Raw genomic sequence first — 25414 nt, 5'->3', positions numbered from 1 at the left:
TAGTGAAATTTAAAAATGTGATTGCATTAATCTTTGCTTCACTGTTTGTTGTGATGGCCTTGGTGGCCGCGCAGCATTCATTTGCGATTCCAAAGGCGTCCGATTCAACCGGAAGCACTGAGAGCTCTGCTTCTGTTCCTTGGAAGGCGCCATCTGAAAATAAGGCCTATCCAAAGTGGTCTGAGATGCGTAAACCTTGGATCTACGTGAGTCTTCGGCAGCAAAAAGTATACATTCACGGCAACGGCAAAGTTCAGTATGTGATGAACTGTTCGACTGGGATGCCGACGAGTCCAACGCCGACGGGAACCTACCATATTCAAAAAGAACGTGGCTATTCATTTTATAATGCGAAGTCTCATGAAGGTGCCCACTATTGGGTTTCCTGGCATGATCACGGTGTTTATTTGTTCCATAGCGTCCCAACAAATAAGGCGGGTAAGTACGTGGTTTCCGAAGCTGAGAAGCTCGGTGTTCCGGTATCCCACGGGTGTGTTCGATTGTCGATTCCGGACGCCAAGTGGATGTATAAAACAGTTCCGTTTGGCACAAAAGTTGTGATCCACTAAAATTTAGTTGCCTATAAATGAATGAGCGCCTTTAAACAACGGCCGTGGCAGATGTCTCGGCCGTTTTATTATATAATGAAGGTAAATCACGATTGAAAGAAGGCTACCATGATGACACTACATACAATTTTGACACCGGAATGGATCCACCGGGGTAAGCTGATTGCTGCAGAAAATCCTCGTCTGGAAGGCTTCGTCCCCAGTGAAGGCGGTGAAAACCCACGCATTCTGCTATTGGGTGAGGCGCCTGGTGACAAAGAGGTCAGGCTTGGTCGGCCATTTATGGGACCTTCAGGAAAAGAACTCGACCGCTGGTTGGCGTCTTTAGGGCTAAGTCGCGAAGATATTTATATCACAGGAGTGGTCAACTCCCGACCGTTTTCAATTGGAAAGACTGGCCGAAAACGCGATCGGCGGCCCAACCAGACTGAAGTCAAAACGTCGGCACCAATGTTTGATTGGGAGCTGGCGCATTTTCCGGATGTCTTGCTCGTACCGATGGGCAACGCCAGCTTACAACGGTTGTTGGGAAACCAAGCCAAAGTCGGTGACTTGCACGGGCAATTATTAAACCGACCGATTCAGCAGTACAATCAAAAAACCGGTCAATTTGAATTGACTAAAGAAAGTTATCGCATTTTCCCGCTGTATCATCCTTCATATTCCAAGCGATTTAAAAACATGAAAGAAATTGTCGACGCCGATTCCCACAAACTCAAGGCATTATTGTCACAATCATAAGCTTAGGCGTTTCCTGCTATCATTTGACGAAAGGGTGTTAACCTGAGAGCAGAATAAAGGGGAGGTTGATGGCCATGGCAGATAAAGTTAATGGTGTTGCACTATATCACTCGTTATTTGGAACCCAAATTCACGACTCGCGGGTTTTGTTCGAGATGTTAACGGTCAATGTTTTTCAACCTGGATTGAATTGGCGGGTCGCCGCAAGCAAGATTCCAGTGTTTGATAAAGTGTTCAAGCATTTTGATGTGAATGAAATTGTTAAGCTGAATGAAGCCGATCTTGAAGCTTTGGAGGCCGATCCTGAGATGATTCGCAATCCAAGAAAGATTCGGGCTGTCGTCCAAAATGCCAGGGCAACCATTGATTTATCACCGGAGTTCAAGGATCTGGCGGATTATTTATGGTCATTTAAGCCCAAGGACGATGTTGTCAAAGGGACATTGACGCAAGATTCAAAGACATTGGGCGCTGAAGTTGCTAAAGACATGAAAAAACGGGGCTTTACCTTCGTTGGCCCGACTACGATGGAACTGCTGCTGATTGGCAGTGGAATTTTAAAACATGAAGATTGACTGGGGGCGGTGCCATGCATGCAATCAAATTGACAATCACAATTGTTTCGACAATTTTATTTGGCTTTATTTTGGGTGGCGCGGCAAATGCCAATTCAATGACGCCGCCAAAGAATGCCCGGATCGATTTTTACTTTTATCAAACCAAGGTGCCAATTAAGACGACGATTGGTTTAACTGATCCTCAGTCGAATCGTTACGTAAACAAAGCAATCACGATTCCGAAAAACACGGTTGTTGCTGGGCACCCGACATTCGTCAAAGACCACCGGATTAAAACGATTGCGATTGATGCGACAGCCTTGAGTTACCACGTTAAGAAAACGGCCGATCGTTCGGGTTATTTCTTTGAACAACTGCAGGACTTTACCGGCGATATTCCGTACTCTAAGGCCAAGTTTATAACGGCTAAACGACCGGGATACATGCCACAGGCAAGCAATGGGAACTTATTTGCCGGAACAGTTCCGAAGAGTTTTCCCAATGCATTTCAAAGTAATAAGCTCGCACTGACCACGGATGGTTATGTCGAAACCTATCCATACAGTTCGACGCGCTTACCGGAAGGCTTTTTGAACCGACCGGCAGGAGTTGCAAAAATTACCAAGTATCAACGCCGTGGCCAAAAAACGTTCTTATATTACCGCGCCCATTTGAAAGGTGTGCATGATGTCCGCGTTGAAAAGACCGGCAAAGCCCGTTATCGATTGACCATTTCAGGGCCAAATCGAATGCAGACGCAAACGGTTTGGGATGGCGGCAAGCAGGCATTTGTTGCGAACGTTTATTATCATGATTATATAGTTGGAAATCAAAAGTTTTATACCGAAATCGGCGAAAAGGGAATTGACAGTTGAGTCAATTCCCTTTTTCAGTGGTACCTATATTGCAAAGTCGGTGTGCTTACCGGGGTTAAAATAATTCAATAATCCAGTTGCTATCTTGATCATCATTGTTTAATAATTCGGGGTGCTCCAATAAGGCTGAGTTGACTTTGGCAACCTTGCCAGCCTTTGGTGAATGCACTTCCGTGACGGCTTTGGCACCCTCAAATGAGAGAATCACGTCGCCATCTTGGACTTCGCTCAAGTCCTTAGGGAAGGCGGCAAACGAAATTTCACCAATTTCACCGCGGGCCAAATCGTTCAGTCCAATTCGGGTGTGACCATCCTTTGTTTCTGTTTGCCATAAGTACTTTGAATCATCAATTTTTTGTGCCATGTGAATCTTCCTTTCGTTGATCGTCAGTTAAGTGTCGTTTTGAATAGAGATTGAGAATTGTGTTTGTCTTGGCGATGGCGTTGCCGACGTGGCCACTAGGGGTCATTAGGCCGTCTAAGTCGGCATGGCTGAGGTATTGACTGATAGTTGAATCGGAATAAAATAATTGTTTCAGCGGGATTTCTTGGTCGTCGGCTTTTGCACGTAACGCCACCAACAAGTTGTGGGCGTTCTCGCGACCCATGGATTCAGCCAGCTTCAACATGAGCGCACCGGAATACATCGTCCCATCGTCGGCGGCTAAATTTTTCAGCATCCGTTGCGGGCTAAACTTGCCAAATTGGAGAATATTGATGGCATAGTTTAATTGCCCGGACAGATACATGGTCATCTCGGGTAAAGCGACGTATAGATCTCGCCAAACAGTGGTATCTTTTTCACCATCAACGCTCATCGTATCATACATTAAGCCCATTTCATTGCGGATAACCGTCGCTAAGTTGACCACCGCTTCAACCATGTAGGGGTTCCGAACGGTTGGCACGACAGTGGAACCCTGCCGGCCGGGGGCATAGCCTTCCTGAAATTCGCCGACGATCGTTTCGCTCATGTACAGCAGATTCTTGCCGAGCCGGCCAATCACTTGGGCAATCATGGTTTCCACGTGACTGTATTCCGTGAACCGCTCCCGTTGGGTGTGCCAATACATCTCTGGGGTGGCTAGTCCCAAGTGTTCACAAAAATCATGTTCAATTTTGCGGTAGTCGGAACCGAGCATCGAAGACGTCCCGTCCGCGCCTGCCAAGCTGCCCGCGAAGGTAAATGGGCCAAGCGAGTCCAATTTCGTCATCAAATGATCCAGTTCATTTAACACGATGCCCAGCTTAAACCCTAACGTTGTCGGCGCAGCGAACGTCTTGTGGGCAACGGCAGCCGTGATGGTTGTCTTGTATTTCTCGCAAAGCTGATATAAGACGTCTCCCAATTGGCGAAGATAATCTTTTAGGACGGCATCGGATTGTTTCAACTGCAGGACAAAGGCCGTATCCTCGATGTCTTCACTCGCCGCGCCGAAATGAACGTACTGGCCGCTTTCATCATCAAATAACGGCTGGACGACTTTGACAAATCCTGCCAGAAAATGGCCGGCCCTGGCCGATTCAATTTTTAATTGGCGCAGGTCAATGTTGTCGAAAACAAGTTTAGATGAAATTTCATCGTAGGCCCTCTTGGGGATTCGCCCGTTTTTAGCCATTGCATAGGCGACGGCGACCTCTGCTTGGCAGACGACTTTGACCCGATTTTCATCGGACCATATCTGCCGCATTCTTGCAGTCGAGTACCCGTTTTGGTTAAAAAAGGAGCCTAACATTTCGCCACTGGTCATTAATTCACCTCCCGAAATTGCTTGTCTAACATGAGTTCGGCCATCTGTTGGGGTGAAATTTGGCCGATATTATCACTTAGATGACTGATCCGAAACGCTTCAACTAAACTGTCTTTTCGGAAAGGCACCCCGGTAATCTGGTCTTCAATTGCGCGAAGATCGCCATTGGCCTTGTTAAAATCGCCAAAAATTCTGGCGTGGGTGATAATGCCGTCGTTAACGGAAAAGCTAATCTCGATTGTTCCAAGACCGTCAAAATGTTCCCCGTGGAAGAAGTCATCATCACGTTTGGTTCCCATGATGAAATCAGGGTCGGTAAATTTGCCGCTGGCGATTTTTTCGACTTCCTGCCAATCGGATGCCGTCATTTTATAGGTCGGAATTGAGGTAAGGTCGTCGGTGGAAAAGACCTCTTTTAACATCAATTCCTTGATGCCGGCGAAGGTAATGTCTCGATACTTTGGCAAGAAGTACTGCCGAATGTTGGTCACTCGACTATGCACTGATTTGACACCCTTTGACTTTAATTTGGTTTTGGGTGGGGTCAGCGCTTTAGCCGCCCGGTCCAAATCGACATCGATCATTAATGTGCCACCGCAGGAAAAGCGATTGCCAATCTTGAGTGATGACATGCCAGAGAATTTTTTGCCGTCAACGGTCAAATCATTTCGTCCGGTCATTTCAGCGTTGACACCCATTTGATGCAATACGTTGATTGCGGGTGTCGCGTACTTCTTGAAGTTTAAGTAGTCTGTGCCGTCATCGTTGTCCACAAAAGCGTAGGTCAGGTTACCATGGTCCACATACACGGCACCGCCACCGGCTGCCCGTCTTGATAAATGAATGTGCTGTTGTTTGATGTAATCTAAATTCACTTCTGAATAGGCATCTTGGTTAACACCCAGCACAACCGACGCCTCAAACGGCCGCGAAAAGTGGAAAATGGTATCGGTAAATTGATCGGCAGTAATAAAAAATGTTGATAAGCTGCCGCCAACTCCGGGTTTTCGTAGGTGTTGCTGTGAAATTGGATCTGATAAATCAACAAATAAAATGAGTTTGCCCTCCTTTTCAAATAGACTTGGTAGCGATTACATAAAAATAGTATAGCATGGGGTTAATGAATTGCAAAAGGCGACGGGCATCACGTGTACTCACATGAAGCCCGTCTTATCGTTATTTAAATCGATTTAGCTAAAAAAGTTCCACAATCCAAGTTTTGTCCCGATTATCTTCGTTTAATAACTCAGGATGTTCGATCAAATCGGAGTTAATCCTGGCAACCTTGCCGGCAACCGGAGTGTGAATTTCAGTAACGGCTTTGGCACCCTCAAATGAAAGAATTGGGTCGCCGTCTTCGACTTGTGTCAATTTTTCCGGGAATTCAGCGAAGGTGACTTGACCAATTTCATTTCGAGCCAGATCGTTCAATCCAATTCGGGTGTGACCGTCATCGGTTTTGTCTGTCCATAAGTACTTTGAATCATCTATTTTATCTGCCATGTGAATCATCCTTTCCATTACTTAAGATCGTAGTTGTCTTTAACCATCATTTCAGCCAGTGCTTCAGGGTCAACGTTGCCAATATTTTCTTTGACGTGACTTGTTCGGAAGGCTTCTGTCAAGCTGGCTTTGGCAAACGGAACGTTGGTAATGTTGGCCTCAATTGCCTTTAGGTCACCATTTGGGTTGTTGAAATCGCCATAGATTTTGGCGTGGGTGACGACGTCATTTTGAACCGAGAAGCTGATTTCAACTGTGCCGACACCATCAAAATGGCGACCGCGGAAGTAATCATCATTTGGTTTTTCTCCCATGACAAAGTCGTTGCCGGTGTAAGCTTTATCGGCAATTGCCAAAACGGCTTTCCAATCATCATCCGTCATCGTGTAAGTCGGGATATCGCGGAGATCAGAGGCGTGAAAGACCTGAAGTAAAATCCGATTCTGTAATTCTTCCATGGTTATATTTTTATATTTTGGATCAAAGAATTGACGGATGTTGGTGACCCGACTGTGAACTGATTTGATACCTTTCGACTGCAATTTGGCTTTGGGCGGTGTCAGTGCCTTGGCAGCTGCTGCCAAATCGACATCGACCATTAAGGTGCCGCCGCATAAGAAACGGTTGCCGATCTTTAAGGCAGACATTCCTGAAACTTTTTTGCCGTCGACGGTTAAATCATTTCGACCAGTCATTTTGGCATCAACCCCCAGTTTCTTGAGGGTGGAGATAACGGGCTGAGCGTAACGTTTGAAGTCACCGTAGTTGGTGCCGTCGTAGTTGTCGATGAAGGTATAAGTTAAATTGCCGGAATCAACAAAGACAGCGCCACCGCCCGCAAAACGACGTGAAAGTTGAATGTTATGCTCATGGATGAAATTCAAATTGACTTCGGAATAGACATCTTGGTTAACTCCAATGACGACAGCGGATTGTGGTGGCCGTGAAAAGAAGAAAACAGGTTCAGTAAATTTGGGGTCTGTGATGAAAAAGTTAGCCAAGCTATCAGTGATCATTGGCCTATTTAAATACTTTTCCCCATTTGAAATATCTATATACCTAATAATAATCAGCTCCTTTATCAAAGTAAGCGGTTACAAATTTCTTTAAATAAAAATGCAGTTGGACGTTATTCGCCTAACTGCATTGTAACCCATTCCGATTAACGGAGCGAGTTTGTGTATTTACTTTTTTAGTATTTATCTCATATCCAATGGTTGCTTACTGTTTGGCTTAGGAAATTGCACATCCAGCTGGGCGAGTTCGTTGGCTGTCAGCGTGATGTTTGCCGCCAAGACATTATCAACCGTGTGCTTTGGATCGTTTGACTGGGGGATGGCGATGGTATTTCCATCACGGATCGCCCAAGCCAAAATGATTTGCCAAGCGGAAGCAGAATGGTTCGCTGCAATTTGCTTGACAACGGGATCGGCAGTCAACCGGCCGCGTTGATCGCCGGCAGCCACGGGAGTATACGCGATTAACGGAATCTTTCGCTCTCGCATCCATGGCAACAAGCTATATTCAATGCCACGACTGCCGAGGTTGTACAAGTCTTCATTAGCAGCGACCTGGTCGGCATTGGGCAGTTCGAGCAACTCTTCCATATCAGAAATGTCAAAGTTGGAGACACCCCAGTGCTTGATCTTACCCTTGGTTTGCATCTGCTGAAGGGTCAAAATGGTTTCACTCAGCGGAATCGCCCCACGCCAATGGTAGAGGTATAAGTCGAAGTAGTCGGTCCCAACTTGCTTGAGACTGGTGTCCAGGCTGTGCTCAAGACGAGAAGCCGAAGCATTTGACGGCAGCACCTTGTCGATAATGAAAAGTTCATCGCGGTTCATCCCTTTGATCGCTTCTCCAACTAAACGCTCACTGCGACCATTACCATACATTTCTGCCGTATCGAGCACGCGGGCTCCGGCAGCAATGCCGTCTTTAAGTGCCTTAATCTCGGTTCCCCGGGTTGCGTTATTATCGCCCATATGCCAAGTCCCAAGACCAATGGCAGGGACATTTGAATCTCCAATGGTGACTTCTCTCATAGATTGAACCTCCTAAAAGTCGTTTGTTTATCAGTATACTGCTTAATCACATTAACTGTTACCTGATTTTTAACCAATTAAAAATTTCTTTACCGGATTCTTCGGGCAAATAGCGAATTTCAATCAGTTCGTTTTGATTGCCGTGGCGCACGTTGACGCGGATGTGGGCGAGCTTGGAGTGCGTCATCCAAATCGATTGAACAAATAAAAATGACTGCACATTTTTGTGGGGGATGACGTATTGGGAACGGGTGAACCAGTGGCCGTTTTGGAGAACCAGCTGACCGTCCAAAATTTTCCAGCCGGTGTTATTCCCGGAATACCAGCCCAACAAAATGGCAATTAAGAATAATGGTGTGCTCAGTAAGCCCCAGCCCTTGAAGAAATACAGACACGGAAAAATAACGATCAGGCTCATGAGTGACGCATTTCGGATAAAGTACCAGTAGCTGCGGCGACTTAAGCGCGCCATCCCGCTCAACTGATGGGGTGCCCAATTGACAAATCTGGAAGTCGTCGAAAAGGCGGTTTGGGTTTTAACCACTGGCAGAATCATTAAATCATTGCCCTTTTCGTCGTCACCGGCGGAGGATGCTGCAAGTGCTTGGACAGTGGTTAGTCTTAGCCACTGACGAATCACGTTTTGCTTGATACGCAGTGCTTGAATGCGGGCGATTGGAATAGTGACAGCGTTGCGTTGAAAAAGGCCTTGCTCGGTTTTTAATTGGGTGTTGTCGGAATTAATCCGGAATTTATAATACTTTTGAACGATGGTCAGATACGAGCCGGCAATACTGATCAAAACGATTAAAATACCCACCGTCATGATAATGATTGCTGATTGGTGAATCAGTTTTGAGGCAACCGAATCAATCACCTTTTCTGGAATTGCTTCTTGGATTTTACCAAACAACGCAAATAGGGCACCGATAATTGGGAAAATGCCAAGCGAGGTGAGGGCAAATAAATTCAGCTCATGCGGGTCGATTGTGTAATCGGCAACTGGCTTAAAAGCGGTGTTGTCGCCTTGATCCGGCTCACGGGAATGTCATTTGACCGCGTTTTTCCAAGTCGTTTTCTTTCAATTTCTGCTCTGACTCGTTCATTAACCAAGGGAAGAACTGCTTCTGGGGCTTTTTCGTCGTGGCCAGCCGTTTCAATCTGCAGCTTTTCCAAATGAAAGGGAACCAGGAAAAACCATTGGGTATGCTGAATGGTTTGGATGCGGCCGTACGGAATATGGGTGTGCTTTTTGACAAAGACACCGGTGTTGATGGTCAGCATCTCATTATCAAATTCAAAGGTAAAAAACCAATATTTGATGCCGTATAAGCCAAGAATGATTAAGAGTAAGCCACCAAATCCAATCATTGGGTCAATCCCGATTTTCCGCGACAAATTGGTAATGGGATTCAAACTCAAAAATAACAGGATGAGCGTGTCCCAGGTATGGTGAAACAAAAAATAGCCGATAGATAATGGATTTAAGTGTTGACGATTATTAGACGTCATTTTCGCCCACCTCCACCGCCAATTTCATGATTTGTTTACGGAGTTGTTCGCCGACGGCCGGTTCAACACCGTCAATCTTATGGGAAGTCGAGGCAGTGGTAATGCGGATTTCCTGCAGCTTTTGAAATTGTAAAATTGGCCCGGCCGATAACGTAACGTCCTGGACTCTGGCGATTGGAATCGAAATTAATTTGCGAAAAATAAAGCCGGAACGCAATTCAACGGCATTATCGGTCAGGGTATATAACCAAAAGGAATAGCGGTATGGGACTAGTGTCAGTTCAACGATTAGGTCAATGACGGCAACCACAAAAAAGAAATCGGCGGCGTAGAAGAGCCACTGGAAGTGGAAAAAATGGTAACCAATCATGGCACCGAGGCCGACGACCGCAGCCAACAGTGCGTTCAAAACGGCTGAAATGCGCCAGACGGTTTTAATTTGTTTGGGGAGATGAGATGATTCGTTCACGATGATTACCTCCTTCAATAAGCGCACAACATGGATAGTTGCCCTAAGTTTACAAAAAAACGGGTTATTTTACCATAGATTAATTCTACATTAATTAAGCGTTGTGGTGGACATGAGAGCATTTATAGCGTTATACTTGTTTTTATGCTTTTAACGAAAAACGAAAGGGGGCCATCAATTGTCGAAAAAGGTGAGAAACGCGATAATTGTCCTGATATTTGGAAACTTTTTGGTGTGTATTGGAATGAGTCTGATTTTTCCGGTCATGCCGTTCATCAAGAACGAACTACATTTGTCCGCCACTGACATGGGGATTATGAACTCGCTGTTTGCTATCGCACAATTGGTGGCTTCCCCAATTATCGGCCAGTTGTCTGATAAGATTGGCCGAAAACCGATCTTGGTGTCTGGACTGTTACTGTACATGCTGTCCGAAGTCTTATTTGCGATGACCAACTGGTTGTGGATGTTTGATATTTCCCGAACGATTGGTGGCTTATCGGCCGCAATGGTGGTCCCGACGACTAATGCGCTGGCAGCTGATTTAACGACACCAAGGCAACGGGCCCGAATTATTGGCCTGCTTTCAGCGGCCTTCAGCGGGGGCTTGATTCTGGGACCTGGTATTGGTGGAATCCTGGCCAAATTTGATTACAAGACGCCATTTTGGTTTGCGGCAGTTTTGGGACTGCTGAGTATGATTTCATTGTGGACCATGCTGCCAAATGAAAAAGAGATTGAAAAAATTGCGGCCAACCACCCGGTGCCAGCTCAAAGCCGACCACCCAAGCGGGCTTCATGGACCCAGGCGAAGAAACTATTTTCAGGACCAATGGGATTGTTATTCTTGTTGATTCTGATTTCCTCATTTGGGCTTGTCGGTTTTGAAAGTATTTACAGTCTGTACGTAAATGAAGTTTTTGGTTTCACCATGGGTAATATTGCCTTGGTATTAACGTTAAACGGGGTAACGTCATTGACATTTCAGGCGCTTTTGTTTGACCGTCTGGTTGTCTGGTTGACTGAAAAACGATTGATTCGATACTGCTTCTTACTTTCATTCTTAGGCACCGGCTGGATTATTCTGGCCCATTCCAAATTAGAAGTCATTATTGCCACCTTGATTGTCTTTACCGCCTACGATCTCATTCGACCGGCGATTACCACTTTGCTGACAAAGGCTAGTGTGACCAAGCAGGGGCTGATCAACGGGGTTAATATGTCGTTGACCAGTGTCGGCAATATTGTTGGCCCGATTGTATCTGGGGCCTTACTGGACACTAGCTATCACTTACCATACCTTGTCGTGATCGTTTTCCTATTTATCTCGTGGGTGATGACGTATTGGATTCGGGACCATTTCTCAGTAAATTTGAATAGTGAAACAGATTAAGGTTTTGGGGCGGTACGAACGTCACCGGCCTTGTCCTTATCATACTTAACAGCCTGAACGGAGAATGCTCTGATCAGGTTGTTTTTTATTTTCCAAATTAAAAATAGTTTTTGTATACGGCATGATTAAAATCAGGTACAATGAAAACGTATACAAGATATACACAAATGATTTTCAAATGGAGGTAACAATTATGGCAAAACAAGTTGCATTCGTTACTGGAGCAGGTCAAGGAATCGGTGAAGCAATCGCGACTCGACTGCATGATGATGGGTTTAGAGTGGCCGTTGTTGATTTGAATATTGACAATGCTGAAAAAGTGGCTAAGAAGCTTTCACCTGATGGATCAGAAGCAATCGGCATCAAGGCTGATGTTTCTGACCGCGATTCGGTATTCGCTGCAGTTGACAAAGCCGTTGATACGTTCGGCGACTTCAACGTAATTGTTAACAACGCTGGTTTGGGACCAACAACGCCAATTGATACAATTACCCCAGACCGATTTAAACTCGTATATGGCGTCAATGTTGGGGGTGTTTTATGGGGTGCACAAGCAGCTCATCAAGCATTTAAGAAGTTGGGTCATGGTGGCAAGATTATTAACGCAACTTCACAAGCTGGGGTTGTCGGTAACCCGAACCTGGCATTATACTCAGGAACTAAATTTGCGGTCCGTGGAATTACCCAAGTGTTGGCCAGAGATTTGGCTGAAGAAGGAATCACGGCAAACGCATACGCACCAGGTATCGTAAAGACACCAATGATGTTTGATATTGCGCATCAAGTAGGAAAGAACGCCGGCAAGGATGATGAATGGGGAATGCAAACATTCGCTAAGGACATTGCCCTGAAGCGTTTGTCCGAACCAGAAGATGTAGCAGCTGCCGTATCATTCTTAGCAGGAAAAGATTCAAATTATGTAACGGGCCAGACGCTGATTGTGGATGGCGGAATGCAATTTCAGTAAAAGTGTGCGACGAGACCTGTTTGGGCCCGGAGTACAAGGAGAAGTCGGCAATGATGAACGGTTCTTGTTCATCGTTGTCGGCTTTTTCTTGTACAGTAGGGCCCTGGGTCGTCGGAGCATAGCTCGGAGGCTGAAGGGAGCAGTAAATAAAATAAGCGCACTCATTCTTGTGGCATCATCTTCAATAAACAATGCGAACTGAACGCACTTTGTTCGTCGCTGGTTTTTTTCCTTAATATATTAGGGGCCTGGGTCGTCGCCAAGAAGGCTAGACGCTGGGTCGTTGGAGCATAGCTCAAAAGCTGCCATTACCTGAAAGTAACCAAACAGACGAAACCAATTTGTAGGATGGCGTTCAATATAGCAGGGGAAATCAATCCAAGGAGCAGTCGGCAATGATGAACGGTTCTTGTTTATCGTTGTCGACTTTTTCTTGCACAGTAGGGCCCTGGGCCGTCGCCAAGAGGCTAGACGCTGCACTACGTTTGCGGTCGTCGGAGCGCATTTCAAAAGCTGACTTTACCTCAAAGTAACCAAACAGACGAAACCAATTTGTAGGATGGCGTTCAACTTAGCAGGGGAAATCAATCCAAGGAGAAGTCGGCAATGATGAACGTTTCTCATCGCACTTCACGGACTGCGAACCCGCAAAAAACTTCCAGCTGATCATTTTCATTCCCGACAATCGATATGTTATGCTTAAAGGGTACCAACATTAAAGATTGGAGATGTTTTTTCTTGGACGGATTACAATCAACGATTAAATTAAATAATGGTGTCGAGATGCCACGCCTGGGTCTCGGCGTTTGGAAAACCAGTAATAATGATTCGCGTGACGCGGTCATCACAGCCATCAAACACGGCTATCGGGCCATTGATACTGCCCGTGAATATGGCAATGAGCCCGGTACCGGAGCAGGTATTCGCGAGGGCATGAAGCAAGAAGGCCTGAAGCGTGAGGACTTGTTTGTTACCACCAAGCTTTACAACGGTGAACAAGGCGATTACGACAAGGTTTCCAAGGTTTTGGATAAGCAATTATCCGATCTTGGTCTTGACTATGTTGACCTGTATTTAATTCACTGGCCAGTTGACGCGACTTACATGGAAAGCTACCACGCATTGGAACGCCTCTACAAAGAAGGTAAAGTCCGTGCAATTGGGGTTTCAAACTTCGATAACGACCGCATGAGCAAATTGCTGGAAGAATCAGAAATCGTTCCTGCTGTTAATCAAATGGAATTCAACCCAACACAACAAGAAAAAGAAATTTTGAACTTTGATAGCAGCCATGGTATTCAACTGGAAGCCTGGTCACCACTTGGGGCTGGTAAAGCTTTAAAGAACCCAGTGATCGATGAATTGGCAAAGAAGTATAGCAGAACAGCTGCCCAAATTATTTTACGTTGGGAATGGCAAAGAGACATCGTCACGGTTGTAAAATCAGTTCATGAGAAGCGAATTGTCGAAAACAGTGACATCTTTGACTTTACGCTGAGTGCTGAAGACGTTCAACGCATTAATCAATTAGATGAAAACAAACGGGATCTATGGTATGACGACTTTACTTGGCATAATCCAAATGGGCGTTATGGCAATGAAATCGAACAGGTTCCAGATATTCAAAAGTAAAATTAAACCCACTTATATCAGGAGTTTTGAGCTCCTGATTTTTTATTTTCCAATAATGACTGCTCGGTTATTGACTGTTCAGTCATTTATGCTATACTCAGGGTGAATTTTTAATTAACAGGTTCGTTGGCTACTCGAAAGGAGTGGGCATGATGGAAAATCAATTAGTTTTGGATGTTCAGGGGCTCAAAAAATCATTTGGAAAAGTGGCGGCCCTAAAAGATGTTAATCTTCAGCTTCATAGTGGCGAAGTGCTTGGATTTATCGGACCAAACGGGGCTGGCAAATCGACTACGATTCGCGTGATTCTCGGGTTGATTAAGGAGTCCGGCGGTTCGGCCACTGTTTTTGGCGAGGATGCTTGGAAAGATTCGGTTAAAATCCACAAAAATTTGGCTTATGTTCCAGGCGACGTTTACCTCTGGCCCAATCTGACTGGCGGGCAGACGATTGACATGTTGCTTCACATGTCAAAGCAGCAGCATACCGCCAAGACTGATGAATTAATCAAGGCCTTTAAGTTGGATACCAGTAAGAAAAATCGGACGTATTCCAAAGGTAACCGGCAAAAGGTCGCACTGATTGCGGCGTTTTCAACTGATGTTGACCTTTATATATTTGATGAACCAACTTCTGGGCTGGACCCGCTGAACGAACTCATCTTCCAACAACAGGTTGCCGCACTGAAAGATGCCGGCAAAAGTGTTCTGCTTTCAAGTCATATTTTATCGGAAGTCGAAAAAATGTGCGATACGATTTCCATTATTCGGGAAGGAAAAGTCATTGAGACCGGCTCTCTTGAATCGATGCAGCATTTAACGCGAAATGTGGTCGCTGTCAAAACAGCTTCACCACTGGATGGCCTTGACCAAGCTTCAGGTGTGCACCAGTTGAACTTCAAAAATGACCAGCACACCATGGCTGAATTTACCGTGGATTCCGACCAAATTGGGTCCGTGATGACCTTATTGACCGCACAGACAATTGTGCAACTGAAAACCACGCCGCCGACGCTGGAAGATCTTTTTCTACGTTACTACCATTCTGATGATGACCAAAAAGTAGGTGAGTAAGATGGAACAGTACACACAAACCTTAGCGTTACTAAAGGCTAATTTAAAGCGTGATTGGTTCAAGATCATCGGCTGGCTGGTCGTTTTGGCGGGTGTCTTTGTGGCAGTGGCGGCCAAATTCGACAGCATCTATGGCACCCCGAAACAAATTGCGGCAATTGGGTCGACTTTGCGATCCAAAGCGATGGTCGCACTGGTTGGGAATGTTCCCAGCGGTCATTTAACGACGGCGTTGATTTTTGCCTCGGAGATGGCGGTTTTCTGGGGGTTGTTTATTATCATTTTTAATTACACCTTGGCGGTTGGTGCCAGCCGCGGGCAAGAAGAGTCAGGACTAACCGAAATGATTCTTGGTGGCCACCCGGTAGGTCGCTTGGCACCAATCTTGGCGGCGGCGCTCGAATTGCTGATCGCAAATGTCGGCTTCGTGTTGATCACTGGGTTCGGCACGTTAATTGCTGATATGCCGGGAAGTGATGTCAATGGGACCTGGTTGGCAGCTGTAGCGATTGCCGCTGTCGGCTGGGCATTCGGAATGATTTCGTTAATCTTTTCTCAGTTGGTAGCGGATAGTCATAACGTCGCGATGTACAATTACGCATTTCTAGGGATTGCTTATCTGATTCGGATGGTAACGGACGTTTCCAACCCAAAGTACACCTGGATTTCACCGTTGGGCTGGTTGGAGAAAACTCAGATCTATCGACATAACAACTGGTTTCCGGTCTTATTGTTAATCGCACTGGGGGTAGTCGCGTTTCTGATTGCGATCATCTTAAATAGCAGACGAGACATTGATGCCGGTGTGATTCATGTTAATCCGGGTAATCGGCGAAGTCATTTTCTTCGAGGGCCGGCCACACTTCTACTTTGGAATCAAAAGTCAATGACGATTTTTTGGATTGTCGGGATGGCCGTTCTGGGCGCCAGTTATGGATCGGTGTTCAATAGTATTGGCAAGATTTTTAACACCTCACCAACGATTCAAAAGGTCCTCGGTCAAAGTGGCGTTCAACACATTGAAAAGCTGCAGGTGCTCTCATTTGTCGGTTTGTTGGGGATTATCTTCAGCTTGTTAGCAGTGATTGCCGGAATGATGATTGTCACCCATTTGGTCACGGAAGAACGCCGTGGCTACTTACAGATGGTTCTCACGAAGCCGCAAAGCCGTGGGTATCTATTAGCAACCTACGTCATGTTTGGGCTGGTCGTTTCAGCAGTTATGTTAATGGTTGCCCTTTTAAGTGCCATGGCGGCAGGGAATGTGGTGATGAAACACCCAATTGCGTTTAATGATTACTGGCAAACCTTCATTGCAAATTTCCCGTCAGTTGTACTGTTTATGTCACTGACAGTGGCCTTTATCGGGATTTATCCGAAGATCCGCTCATTAGTATGGGCATATCTGGGTGTGGCGTTCATGATCACATACTTTGGAAACCTGATGGATTTACCAAAGTGGTCGCTTCAATTATCCCCGTTTTACTGGACGCGAAAGGTGCCAATCGAATCAATTAATGCCACCCCGTTAATGTGGATGCTGGGGATTGCAATTGTCCTGATTATCATTGGATTTATCGGTTATCAGAACCGCGACTTGGAAAGTTAGGAGGACGAAAATGGCAAAACGATTACCCCGTGATCCTGACAAGGAAAAGGCAATTTTGGTCGCTGCGGTTCAGGAATTTGGAGATGCCGGATACCGGGCAAGCACGGATACAATCGCTGAGAAGGCGGGGGTTTCCAAAGGCTCGGTCTTTAGGTATTTTGACAATAAAAAGAAATTGTATGTAGCAGCGGTGCAGATGGCAATGAAGACCTTAATCGACGTGGTTGATCTAAGCGTCTGGACGGATTCAGATGACTTGGTCAGCATGATTATTAACGCCACTCGATACAAAACACAACTGTCGCACCAATATCCAAGCGAGTTTGCGTTATTAACCAGGGTATACAGCCAGGATTCAATGATTCCACCAAAAGTTCGCAAACAAGTTTTCGATATTTTCTCAAAATGGGAAACCGTTGTATCAAATCAAGTCATTAACGCAATGCTCAAAAAAATGGTTTTACGTCCGGGATTGAATCGGGATCATGTCAAAAAGTATCTGATGAACACACTCGCAATGGTCATGGTGGACATTCAACAATATTTTGAGCAGCACCCAGAAGTGAAGCGGATGGAGGATATGGGTGACATTATCGATGAAATAAAGGAGTATATGGATATGGTTGAAAATGGAATTGTTGGGTAGCGACGGCAACGCCGATTTACTTGGGATCCTTTGTTGATTGTATTTGTTAAGCTTCTGTTGTTATCAGACTGATTCAAAAAAACACCAGTATCAACATGTGCTTGCATGCGTACTGGTGTTTTTGGTTTGCATTTATTTGCTTAGTTTGTGGTAGCTTTGCTCTTATGATAGTTGAAACGTGGTCCGATGCAACTGGCACTGCGATCTAAGCCGCTTTGAATTAAATCCCAAACCAGGATTTAATTCAAAGCGAACTTAGTTCTCCGTGCCACCCCGTTGCTCGTCACACTCTGTTAAAACGTGTTCCGACGACCCAGATGCTAACTTCTAAGAAAGCTTTGGGCTAAACCCAAGTTCGGGGTTCAACCCAAAGCTCCCTTAGAAACCGCATCTCCCGGGTCTCGTCACACTCTAGGGCATTACCAGATCATAATGATTTCCCACAATCGCTGTTCCGCGGTCATGAACCACGCCTTCACCTAGTGGGGTTTGGACATGGGTTCCAAATGGAACATCCGATGGGGCTGCGACGATTAAGTAGCCGTCTGCATCATAGCCACCGTGATTTGTCGTTCCATCGGCAAATGCGGCACCCGTATAGTAGGTCCACTTTTTACCGTCCTGGTAAATCACACCTTGTGACTGGAATGCTTCTGGCGTAGTTGTTGCGCTACTTGTTGCGTCAGTTGTTGAACTGCTGTCACTTGATGATTGGGATGTTACAGCAGTGTGAGCCGATCCCTTTTTAATTGACGTTGACGTCTTCAAGTGTTTTTTGTTGGCTTTGGACGTTGATGCCTTGGCATTCTTTCCAATTTCGAGCTTTTGACCGACTAAAATGAGGTTCTTGTCGGTTAATTTATTGCGCTTTGCAATTCCGTCGACACTGTCATTGTGTTTTGCAGCGATTTCAGCCAGCGTATCTCCCGACTTAACGGTATAAGTGCTTGCGCTTGCAGCCACGCCACTGAATCCTAAGACACCTGCAACTACGGATAATGTTAATAGACTCTTTTTGATTGTAATAACCACCTTTTAGATTACTGTTTCTAGAATTACGTTCACAGTTGAAACGAAAACCTGACTTCCAAAAATCTGATGAATGCTTGAATTGAAATAAGTGTTCCGGAACACTTCTGGATGCTTTGAAAATGATTTTGGAAGATGATTGATTAACTGAAGTGAACGCCGCATAAATCAATCACGCAAATATAATATCAGATCTCACTCGACCGTCAACCGCGTTTACAAATAAGACAAAAGTGTGACAATGGCGTTCCATGATACGGGTACCATTCGAGCAGGTTGTTACAAACTTGTTAAAGTTAAAGAAGCCTCTTTCCCATTAAATGAATGTAAAAGTTGTGTAAATGGTGGCTGGAGCCCATTATTTCCTTTACAGATTAGAAAAGTGGTGAATTCACTCTTTCACGGCCACTTAAACACTCATGCTAGGAGAAACCGCGATTGATCGTTATAATAAGTGAAGAAGATTAATAATAAGAAAAGTGAGCGGTGACATAATTTATGGTCAAACAGGGCAGGTTCGCCAAATCAAAACGACTCAAACAAATTAAGGCAATTAGAAAACAGACGCACACCGACACGGGTCGCACAATCAAGTCGGAAGACTTTGAAAATTTTGTCTTGGTTCGATATGGATTGACGCTTAAGAAACGGTTAACCGGTGTCGACAAGCAAACGGTTCAACGATTTTTGCAGGAACTGTTACGGGATAATCCGCCTGCTGGTGTCTGGGATTTAGATAGCGTCTTAACGCAAACATTAAAGGAAGTTAACGTTCATGTGCCGTTTAAATTTTATGAACGGCTAGTCGCAAACTGGCCAGAGATTGAGCATTTTCTCCGGCGTGAAATTCCAGCCGTTCCCTTGGCGCAACGAATTCAAATTTATCCAGGGAGTCATATTCAAGAGGTTGTTCTCCGACAGTTGGACGCCAACATGCTGATTTTTATTTCAAAAGATAATCCGAATATCTTTAAAGAGATGACCATGGAAAAAATGGACGCATTAAATGATAGTTTAACGTCCGGGGGACTGATCGATTGGGAAAAGGTAGCAGACATCTTCGCACCATTTGGATTTGATATCAACACGGCGTCCGATGACGGAACCAGGCAATGGTTTGACCAGTTACTGAACGAATAATGAGGTGGAAACGATGGATTTACAACAAGCTTTAGAGTGCGTCAACTTAGTACCGATGTTTCATTCCCTACCAGAAGATCAAAAGACCGAGGTTGCCAAATTGGTTGTTCAACACGACTATCCAAAGGGAACCATTATTTACCTTGCCGGCGATACCGTTGGTCATTTTATGATTCTGGAAGCCGGTCAGGTCAAAATTTCACAGGTAGCTGCTAACGGGAAAGAACAATTATTGAAGGTCCTTCAACCCGGTGACTTCGACGGAGAAGCTGCCCTGTTTAACGGGGATCAACGAAACGTGACTGCAACCGCTCTGGTGGATTCCAACGTTTGCCAGATCGAGCAGGGGGCCTTTCAAAAGCTGCTTCAAAAGAGTCCGGAATTATCAGTCAGCCTGCTGCAGACGCTGAGCCAACAAATCAATAACATGCAAGCCGAAAAAACGATTTCATCGACCTCTGATATGGCCGGCAAGTTGGCAAAATATCTGCTGGAAACCAGTGCCGGACTTAAAGAAAATCCGTTTAAACTGCCATTGAAGAAAAAAGATATCGCCACATTTTTGGGGACGACTCCCGAAACGATCAGTCGGACATTTAAACAATTAGCTGCAGAAGATTTGGTCGACGTTTCCGGATCCAAAGTCCGTATTTTGGATGAGGACGGCCTATCGATGCTGGTTTAATTACTTTTTTAAAAATATTTATTCTACAAATTTCGAAAGTGATTGATTTATACGTACGAATATTTTACAATTAGGGGGTAAACGAAAACTAAACGTAGTGACGTGGAGGAAAAAACAATGGACGAAAGTCGAGTACGGAATGAAATTGTAAGCGGAAACATTTCGTTGGGGATCGAACTTGGATCAACCCGAATTAAGGCTGTCTTGGTAACCGACGATTTCCAGACGGTTGCATCTGGAGATTATCTTTGGGAAAACGAATTAAGTGATGGCATCTGGACATACCCAATCGAAAAAGTTTGGGATGGGATTCAGACAAGTTATGCGACCCTTGCACTACAGGTTCATGACAAATATGGTGTTGATATTAAAAATATTGGTTCAATTGGTGTCAGTGCCATGATGCATGGGTACATGGCATTTGATAAAAATGATGAACTCTTAGTACCATTTAGAACTTGGAGAAATAATATTACTGGTGATGCTGCTGAAGCATTGACCAAGTTGTTTGACTTCAATATTCCAGAACGGTGGAGCATTGCGCATCTATATCAAGCAATTCTTAATGACGAAAAGCACGTTAAGGACATCGACTTTATCACCACTTTGGCCGGCTATGTGACTTGGAAGTTATCAGGTGAGAAGGTTCTTGGAGTCGGCGATGCATCAGGTGTGTTCCCAATCGACGAAGCCACAGTTAATTACAATCAGGAAATGGCTGACAAATTCAGCTCATTACCAGAAGTTCAAAAATACCCGTGGAACTTCAAGGATATTTTGCCGGAAGTCTTGCCTGCTGGTAAGAAGGCTGGCGAGTTAATCGCTGATGGTGCCAAATTGTTGGATCAAAGCGGAACCTTGCAAGCTGGTTCATTGATTGCCCCACCTGAAGGGGATGCAGGAACTGGAATGGTTTCAACCAACAGTGTTAAGAAACGGACTGGTAATATTTCTGCCGGAACTTCTGCTTTCTCAATGGTTGTCTTGGATGCACCTTTGAAGGCAGTTCACCGAGATATTGATATGGTAACGACACCAGATGGTGCACCAGTTGCCATGGTGCACACTAACAACAGTTCCTCAGATATTAATGCCTGGGTTGGCATTTTTGGCGAATTTGCAAAAGCACTCGGCCTTCAGTTGAAGCCGGATGATTTGTATGGCACATTGTTTGCTGAATCCGTTAAGGGTGACCAGGATGCCGGCGGGTTGGTTAACTACGCCTATCTTTCAGGGGAAAACATCACAAGAATGCCTGAAGGACGTCCATTGTTTGTCCGCAAGCCAGACAGCAAGTTGAATTTAGCCAACTTCATTAAGACTCAAATTTACTCAGCATTTGCCCCTCTGAAGATCGGGATGGATATCCTGCTTCGAGAAGAACACATCAAGACCAACGTGCTGGTTGCACAAGGTGGAATCTTCAAGACACCGGTTGTGGCCCAACAAGTTTTGGCCGATGCACTCAACACCCCAATTTCTGTAATGGAAAATGCCGGTGAGGGTGGTCCTTGGGGAATGGCTGTTTTGGCCCTCTTCTGTGTAAATCGTGAAAATGGTGAAGCATTGGAAGATTACCTTGAAAACCGTGTCTTTAAAGATTCAACCAAGGCAACTTTGTATCCTGAAGATGCCAGCGTTCAAGGCTATGACAAGTTCATCGACAACTACAAGGCAGCATTGCCTGTAGAAGCCGAAGCCGTTAAATCAATGAAAATGAAGTAAACAGTTGGAGGCTGAAAATTAATGTTAGAAGATCTCAAACAAGAAGTATATGAAGCAAATATGCGCTTACCACAATTGGATTTGGTCACTTTCACTTGGGGAAATGTTTCCGCAATTGACCGTGACAAGGGCTTATTCGTTATCAAGCCTTCCGGTGTTGAATATGACAAGTTAAAGCCATCAGATATGGTGGTTGTGGATTTGGACGGTAAAGTTGTTGAAGGCGACATGAATCCTTCATCAGATACGCCAACCCATACTTACTTGTACAATCACTTCCCAAATATTGGTGGGATTGTCCATACCCATTCACCTTGGGCGGTTTCCTTTGCGGCAGCCAAGATGGATATTCCAGCGGTAAGTACGACGCATGCCGACACATTCTATGGCGATATTCCATGTGCCCCAGCTTTGACGAAGAAGCAGATTGAAGAAGCTTATGAGTTGAACACTGGTAAAGTAATTGTGGACGAATTTGAACGCCGTGGCGTGGATCCAGATGCTGTTCCGGCAGTATTGGTCAGCCAACACGGACCATTTGCCTGGGGTCCTACAGCGGATAAAGCCGTGTACAATGCCAAGGTATTGGAAGTTTCAGCTGAAATCAGCTATCACGCATTACAATTAACGCGGGATGAAACCCACGTGCCACAATATCTATTAGACAAGCATTACTACCGTAAGCATGGTAAGAACGCCTACTATGGTCAAAATAGTGCCAAGTCCAAGTCGCATGCGGAACATGAATAGAGCGTGACGAGACCCGGTTTGGCCCCGGAGTGTAAGACAAAAAGTCCATTGACGAACGGTTTGCTCGTCGATGGACTTTTTGTCTTACACAGTAGGGGACAGGGTCGTCGGAACGCATTTCGGCAAAATAACAGGGGGAGACACGGGTTTGTTCATCGTTGGTCTTTTCTCTTTATGCAGTAGGGATCAGGGGCGTCGTCCACAGGACTAGGCGCTGCACGGTGTTTGCGGCCGTCGGAGCATAGCTCAAAAGCAGAAAAACATGAAAAAAGGATAAAAATGATCACCCCCGTAGCCATCCAAAGCGTTTTGCTCGTCGATGGACTTTTTGTCTTACACAGTAGGGGACAGGGTCGTCATCCACAGGACTAGGCGCTGCACGACGTCGTCAAGTTTGCATTCCTTTTGTCGTCAGTGTCGAATGCATTTTCAGGCAAATCAGTTGCCCCCAAGAAATTTCAGCCGTATACTCACCAAAAAGTACCATGGAGGCGATTACAATGGCTGATTTACCAATGATTACGATTTCGATTCCGACCTATAATTTAGGCTCGTATTTGAACAAAACACTGGAAAGCATTCTACATCAGACTGATCAAAACTTCGAAATTTGGTTGGTAGACGACGCGTCCACTGACAAAACCGCGGATACGGTCGCCCAATTTGAACAAGCGGACCCGCGGATTCATGCGCACTATTTTGACACCCATCAAGGGGTATCAAAGGCGCGAAACTATGCGATCGAGCACGCCAAAGGTGAAATCATCGTTTTTGTCGATGGCGATGATTTGTTGGAACCAAACTACCTTGAGGTGATCGCAACCGGATTTACTGATCCGACCGTTGACCTGGTAGGTGTTGGTTACACGTGGGGATGGCGTGGCGGTCAATCCGGGCGCCACGCTTTTACTGAAATTTCAAAAACAAACGCCTACGCCTCGATTAATCATCGTGGTGGTGACTTTGGTGGTTATACCTGGAATAAGGGGTTCAAGATGAAAATTATCCAGGATAACCAGCTTCGATTTGATGAAACGTTGGATTTAGCCGAGGATCTGCTTTTTACCGCCCAGTACACATTGGCTGCACATAAAATTCTCTATTATCCGGATGCCCTATACACTAAAGTTAGCCGCAGCAACAGCATTATTCACTCGGCAACGTGGGAAATGCGCAGTAAAGAGCAGGCGGTCCGCCAACGGATTGATAAGATGGGCAGAAGCATGCAACCTTGAATAATATCTAAAGATTTTTCCAAGAAAGGCCAAATTTGATTCAGATTGGAGTACGATAATTTCGTCTGAATAAATTATTTTTGGAGGTGAGCGCAATCTTGCAAACAGCGGCCAAACACCACCGCATTCATTGGCAGCAATTGGTTATCGCATTGGCTGGATTTGTGGCCACTTTAATGTTGATGGTCATTCAAGTAAGTGCCAACAAGGGCCAGCAGCAAAAGTTTGAAGCTAAAGAAGCTTACGTGATGGATGCGAAAACTGGGCAGGTACTTTACCAAAAAAACGGCAACACCAAGCGACCCATTGCCAGCCTCTCCAAATTAATGACGCTTTACCTTACTAAAAAAGCAATTGACAATCACCAAATCTCTTGGGACCAAAAAGTACCGGTTGATTCAGAATTACGTAAGATGAGTAAGAGTTATGAAGTTGGTGGCTTTCGTATTAAGCGAACCAAGCAGTATACCGTTCGCGATTTGTACAAGGCGGCTCTGATTGCGTCATCTAATTCATCAGCGATTGCCCTTGGAAATCTGGTTGGCGGTGGCAGCAATGCGACCTTTGTCAAAATGATGAACCAGCAGGCCAAAAAGTGGCATCTGCAGGCGACGTTTGTCAGCAGTTCCGGACTTGATAATACGGATTTGAGTAAGTATCACTATCAGGTGCCGCACACGACTGCCAAAGCCCAGAATATGGTAAGCGCCAAGGCAATTTCAACGGTTGCCGCTCATGTATTAGAAGAATTTCCAACGATTACCAAGTGGAGTAAGCAGCCGTCAATGAAAGTCGGCAGCCAGGTACTCATTAATTCAAATCGATTGTTACCGGGTTCGGCGTTTTACCACAAAAGTACGCATGTCGATGGCTTAAAAACCGGTTTCACGGAAAACGCCGGTTTATGTATTACGGTCACTTACTGGCACGATGGCCGGCATTTAATTGCGACCATCATTGATAGCAATACGCTGTATACATCGATGAACAAGTTGATTAATGCGGTCAATGGGAAGTACCAACCAACTAAGGTCGCACTGGCTGATCGCACGTTTACAATCAATGGTCATCGAATCAAGGCGACACCAGAGGAGCAAACTGCGGTTATTTGGCAAAAAGTCGGCACTGAGAGTGCTCATGTTGTGAACTACACTCAGACCCAGTCGAAGCTTCCTGTTGAAAAAGGCGCCACAATTGGAAATGCGATTGTCAGACTTAAAGATAATGCCAGTTCAGCTGTCATTCCGATGAAGGCGGACCAAAGCCTTCAATTGCCGAAGCAGCGGGCTAAAAATAAGCACCAGCATCAAGTCTCACTGATTCAAGAAATCCTTGGCTTTGTTGGTGGCATCCTGGCCGTTATTTTTAGATTTTTTGGCGCTTTTGTGAAGTTTATGACACCATAATCCTCAATTTAGCTGACGCATGATGTTTTGGCGTCAGCTTTTTTATTTCTTTAATGTCGTTTTACATGACTTATACACATCTGTAATGGTTCTTTTACAATC

General features: G+C 45.2%; 26 protein-coding genes. 16 read left to right on the top strand and 10 right to left on the bottom strand.

Going from position 1 to position 25414, the window contains the following annotated elements; translation table 11 throughout:
* Positions 1–2 precede the first annotated feature (2 nt).
* From FC51_RS05710 to FC51_RS05695, 4 genes are all read left to right on the top strand, one after another.
* On the top strand, positions 3–569 hold the full coding sequence (locus tag FC51_RS05710) for a L,D-transpeptidase (protein ID WP_057910044.1): 567 nt from the start codon (positions 3–5) through the stop codon (positions 567–569).
* A 111-nt stretch (positions 570–680) separates the two neighbouring features.
* Positions 681–1310, top strand: a complete 630-nt coding sequence (locus FC51_RS05705; RefSeq protein ID WP_057910043.1) for a uracil-DNA glycosylase — start codon at positions 681–683, stop codon at positions 1308–1310.
* Between the two features lie 74 nt (positions 1311–1384).
* Positions 1385–1885 (top strand): DNA-3-methyladenine glycosylase I, encoded by a 501-nt coding sequence (locus FC51_RS05700; RefSeq protein ID WP_081037525.1) that lies wholly within the window; start codon positions 1385–1387, stop codon positions 1883–1885.
* A gap of 14 nt (positions 1886–1899) precedes the next feature.
* Positions 1900–2742, top strand: coding sequence for a hypothetical protein (locus FC51_RS05695; protein ID WP_057910041.1), 843 nt, complete (start codon positions 1900–1902; stop codon positions 2740–2742).
* Positions 2743–2797: 55 nt separating this feature from the next.
* Here the strand turns inward: FC51_RS05695 and FC51_RS05690 are convergent, their stop codons facing one another.
* The 9 genes from FC51_RS05690 to FC51_RS05655 all read right to left on the bottom strand — a co-directional run bounded on the left by FC51_RS05690 (position 2798) and on the right by FC51_RS05655 (position 10022).
* A complete protein-coding gene (locus tag FC51_RS05690) occupies positions 2798–3106 on the bottom strand; it encodes a glycine cleavage system H family protein (RefSeq protein ID WP_057910040.1) in 309 nt (102 codons plus the stop codon).
* Positions 3090–4493, bottom strand: a complete 1404-nt coding sequence (locus FC51_RS05685) for a lyase family protein (protein ID WP_057910039.1) — start codon at positions 4491–4493, stop codon at positions 3090–3092. The genes FC51_RS05690 and FC51_RS05685 overlap by 17 nt, the downstream gene beginning before the upstream one ends.
* Entirely contained in the window at positions 4493–5548 is a 1056-nt protein-coding gene (locus FC51_RS05680) for a lipoate--protein ligase (protein ID WP_057910038.1), read from the bottom strand. Before FC51_RS05680 ends, FC51_RS05685 begins: the two co-directional genes overlap by 1 nt.
* A 139-nt stretch (positions 5549–5687) precedes the next feature.
* Entirely contained in the window at positions 5688–5996 is a 309-nt protein-coding gene (locus tag FC51_RS05675) for a glycine cleavage system H family protein (protein WP_057910037.1), read from the bottom strand.
* Positions 5997–6013: 17 nt separating this feature from the next.
* The gene (locus tag FC51_RS05670; RefSeq protein WP_225355036.1) at positions 6014–7078 is read right to left on the bottom strand and encodes a lipoate--protein ligase; all 1065 of its coding nucleotides are present in this window, start codon (positions 7076–7078) and stop codon (positions 6014–6016) included.
* 117 nt (positions 7079–7195) lie between these two features.
* Positions 7196–8041: an aldo/keto reductase gene (locus tag FC51_RS05665; RefSeq protein ID WP_057910036.1), complete on the bottom strand. Its 846-nt coding sequence runs from the start codon at positions 8039–8041 to the stop codon at positions 7196–7198.
* A gap of 58 nt (positions 8042–8099) precedes the next feature.
* Positions 8100–8954 carry a PH domain-containing protein gene (locus tag FC51_RS12530; protein WP_225355034.1) on the bottom strand — a complete coding sequence of 285 codons (855 nt, stop codon included), beginning with the start codon at positions 8952–8954 and terminating at the stop codon, positions 8100–8102.
* Positions 8955–9010: 56 nt separating this feature from the next.
* Positions 9011–9553, bottom strand: coding sequence for a PH domain-containing protein (locus tag FC51_RS12525; RefSeq protein ID WP_225355033.1), 543 nt, complete (start codon positions 9551–9553; stop codon positions 9011–9013).
* Positions 9543–10022: a PH domain-containing protein gene (locus FC51_RS05655; RefSeq protein WP_057910035.1), complete on the bottom strand. Its 480-nt coding sequence runs from the start codon at positions 10020–10022 to the stop codon at positions 9543–9545. The genes FC51_RS12525 and FC51_RS05655 overlap by 11 nt, the downstream gene beginning before the upstream one ends.
* A 178-nt stretch (positions 10023–10200) precedes the next feature.
* Between FC51_RS05655 and FC51_RS05650 the strand changes: the two genes are divergently transcribed.
* From FC51_RS05650 to FC51_RS05625, 6 genes are all read left to right on the top strand, one after another.
* A complete protein-coding gene (locus FC51_RS05650) occupies positions 10201–11415 on the top strand; it encodes an MFS transporter (protein WP_057911219.1) in 1215 nt (404 codons plus the stop codon).
* 193 nt (positions 11416–11608) lie between these two features.
* Entirely contained in the window at positions 11609–12382 is a 774-nt protein-coding gene (locus FC51_RS05645) for a (S)-acetoin forming diacetyl reductase (protein WP_057910033.1), read from the top strand.
* Between the two features lie 783 nt (positions 12383–13165).
* Entirely contained in the window at positions 13166–14014 is an 849-nt protein-coding gene (locus FC51_RS05640; protein WP_057910060.1) for an aldo/keto reductase, read from the top strand.
* 152 nt (positions 14015–14166) lie between these two features.
* Positions 14167–15087, top strand: a complete 921-nt coding sequence (locus tag FC51_RS05635; protein WP_057910032.1) for an ABC transporter ATP-binding protein — start codon at positions 14167–14169, stop codon at positions 15085–15087.
* A gap of 1 nt (position 15088) precedes the next feature.
* Positions 15089–16696 carry an ABC transporter permease gene (locus FC51_RS05630; protein ID WP_057910031.1) on the top strand — a complete coding sequence of 536 codons (1608 nt, stop codon included), beginning with the start codon at positions 15089–15091 and terminating at the stop codon, positions 16694–16696.
* Positions 16697–16706: 10 nt separating this feature from the next.
* Positions 16707–17342: a TetR/AcrR family transcriptional regulator gene (locus FC51_RS05625; RefSeq protein ID WP_057910030.1), complete on the top strand. Its 636-nt coding sequence runs from the start codon at positions 16707–16709 to the stop codon at positions 17340–17342.
* Positions 17343–17753: 411 nt separating this feature from the next.
* On the opposite strand, the gene FC51_RS05620 is transcribed toward FC51_RS05625, so the two are convergent.
* Entirely contained in the window at positions 17754–18305 is a 552-nt protein-coding gene (locus FC51_RS05620) for a LysM peptidoglycan-binding domain-containing protein (protein ID WP_225355032.1), read from the bottom strand.
* A gap of 564 nt (positions 18306–18869) precedes the next feature.
* Between FC51_RS05620 and FC51_RS05615 the strand changes: the two genes are divergently transcribed.
* The 6 genes from FC51_RS05615 (at position 18870) to FC51_RS05590 (ending at position 25312) form a co-directional block, all read left to right on the top strand.
* Positions 18870–19511, top strand: coding sequence for a hypothetical protein (locus FC51_RS05615; protein ID WP_057910028.1), 642 nt, complete (start codon positions 18870–18872; stop codon positions 19509–19511).
* Positions 19512–19524: 13 nt separating this feature from the next.
* Positions 19525–20196, top strand: coding sequence for a Crp/Fnr family transcriptional regulator (locus FC51_RS05610; RefSeq protein ID WP_057910027.1), 672 nt, complete (start codon positions 19525–19527; stop codon positions 20194–20196).
* 117 nt (positions 20197–20313) lie between these two features.
* Entirely contained in the window at positions 20314–21921 is a 1608-nt protein-coding gene (locus FC51_RS05605; RefSeq protein ID WP_057910026.1) for a xylulokinase, read from the top strand.
* A gap of 21 nt (positions 21922–21942) precedes the next feature.
* Complete coding sequence (locus FC51_RS05600) at positions 21943–22671, top strand: L-ribulose-5-phosphate 4-epimerase (protein WP_057910025.1); 729 nt, start codon at positions 21943–21945, stop codon at positions 22669–22671.
* A gap of 500 nt (positions 22672–23171) precedes the next feature.
* On the top strand, positions 23172–23906 hold the full coding sequence (locus FC51_RS05595) for a glycosyltransferase family 2 protein (RefSeq protein ID WP_057910024.1): 735 nt from the start codon (positions 23172–23174) through the stop codon (positions 23904–23906).
* 98 nt (positions 23907–24004) lie between these two features.
* Positions 24005–25312 carry a D-alanyl-D-alanine carboxypeptidase family protein gene (locus FC51_RS05590; RefSeq protein ID WP_225355031.1) on the top strand — a complete coding sequence of 436 codons (1308 nt, stop codon included), beginning with the start codon at positions 24005–24007 and terminating at the stop codon, positions 25310–25312.
* The last annotated feature ends 102 nt before the right edge of the window (positions 25313–25414 follow it).

It is taken from the genome of Lentilactobacillus parabuchneri DSM 5707 = NBRC 107865, assembly GCF_001435315.1.
Lineage (GTDB): Bacteria > Bacillota > Bacilli > Lactobacillales > Lactobacillaceae > Lentilactobacillus > Lentilactobacillus parabuchneri.
Note: the sequence above shows the minus strand (reverse complement) of the source record. Positions and strands in the feature narration are given on the sequence as shown.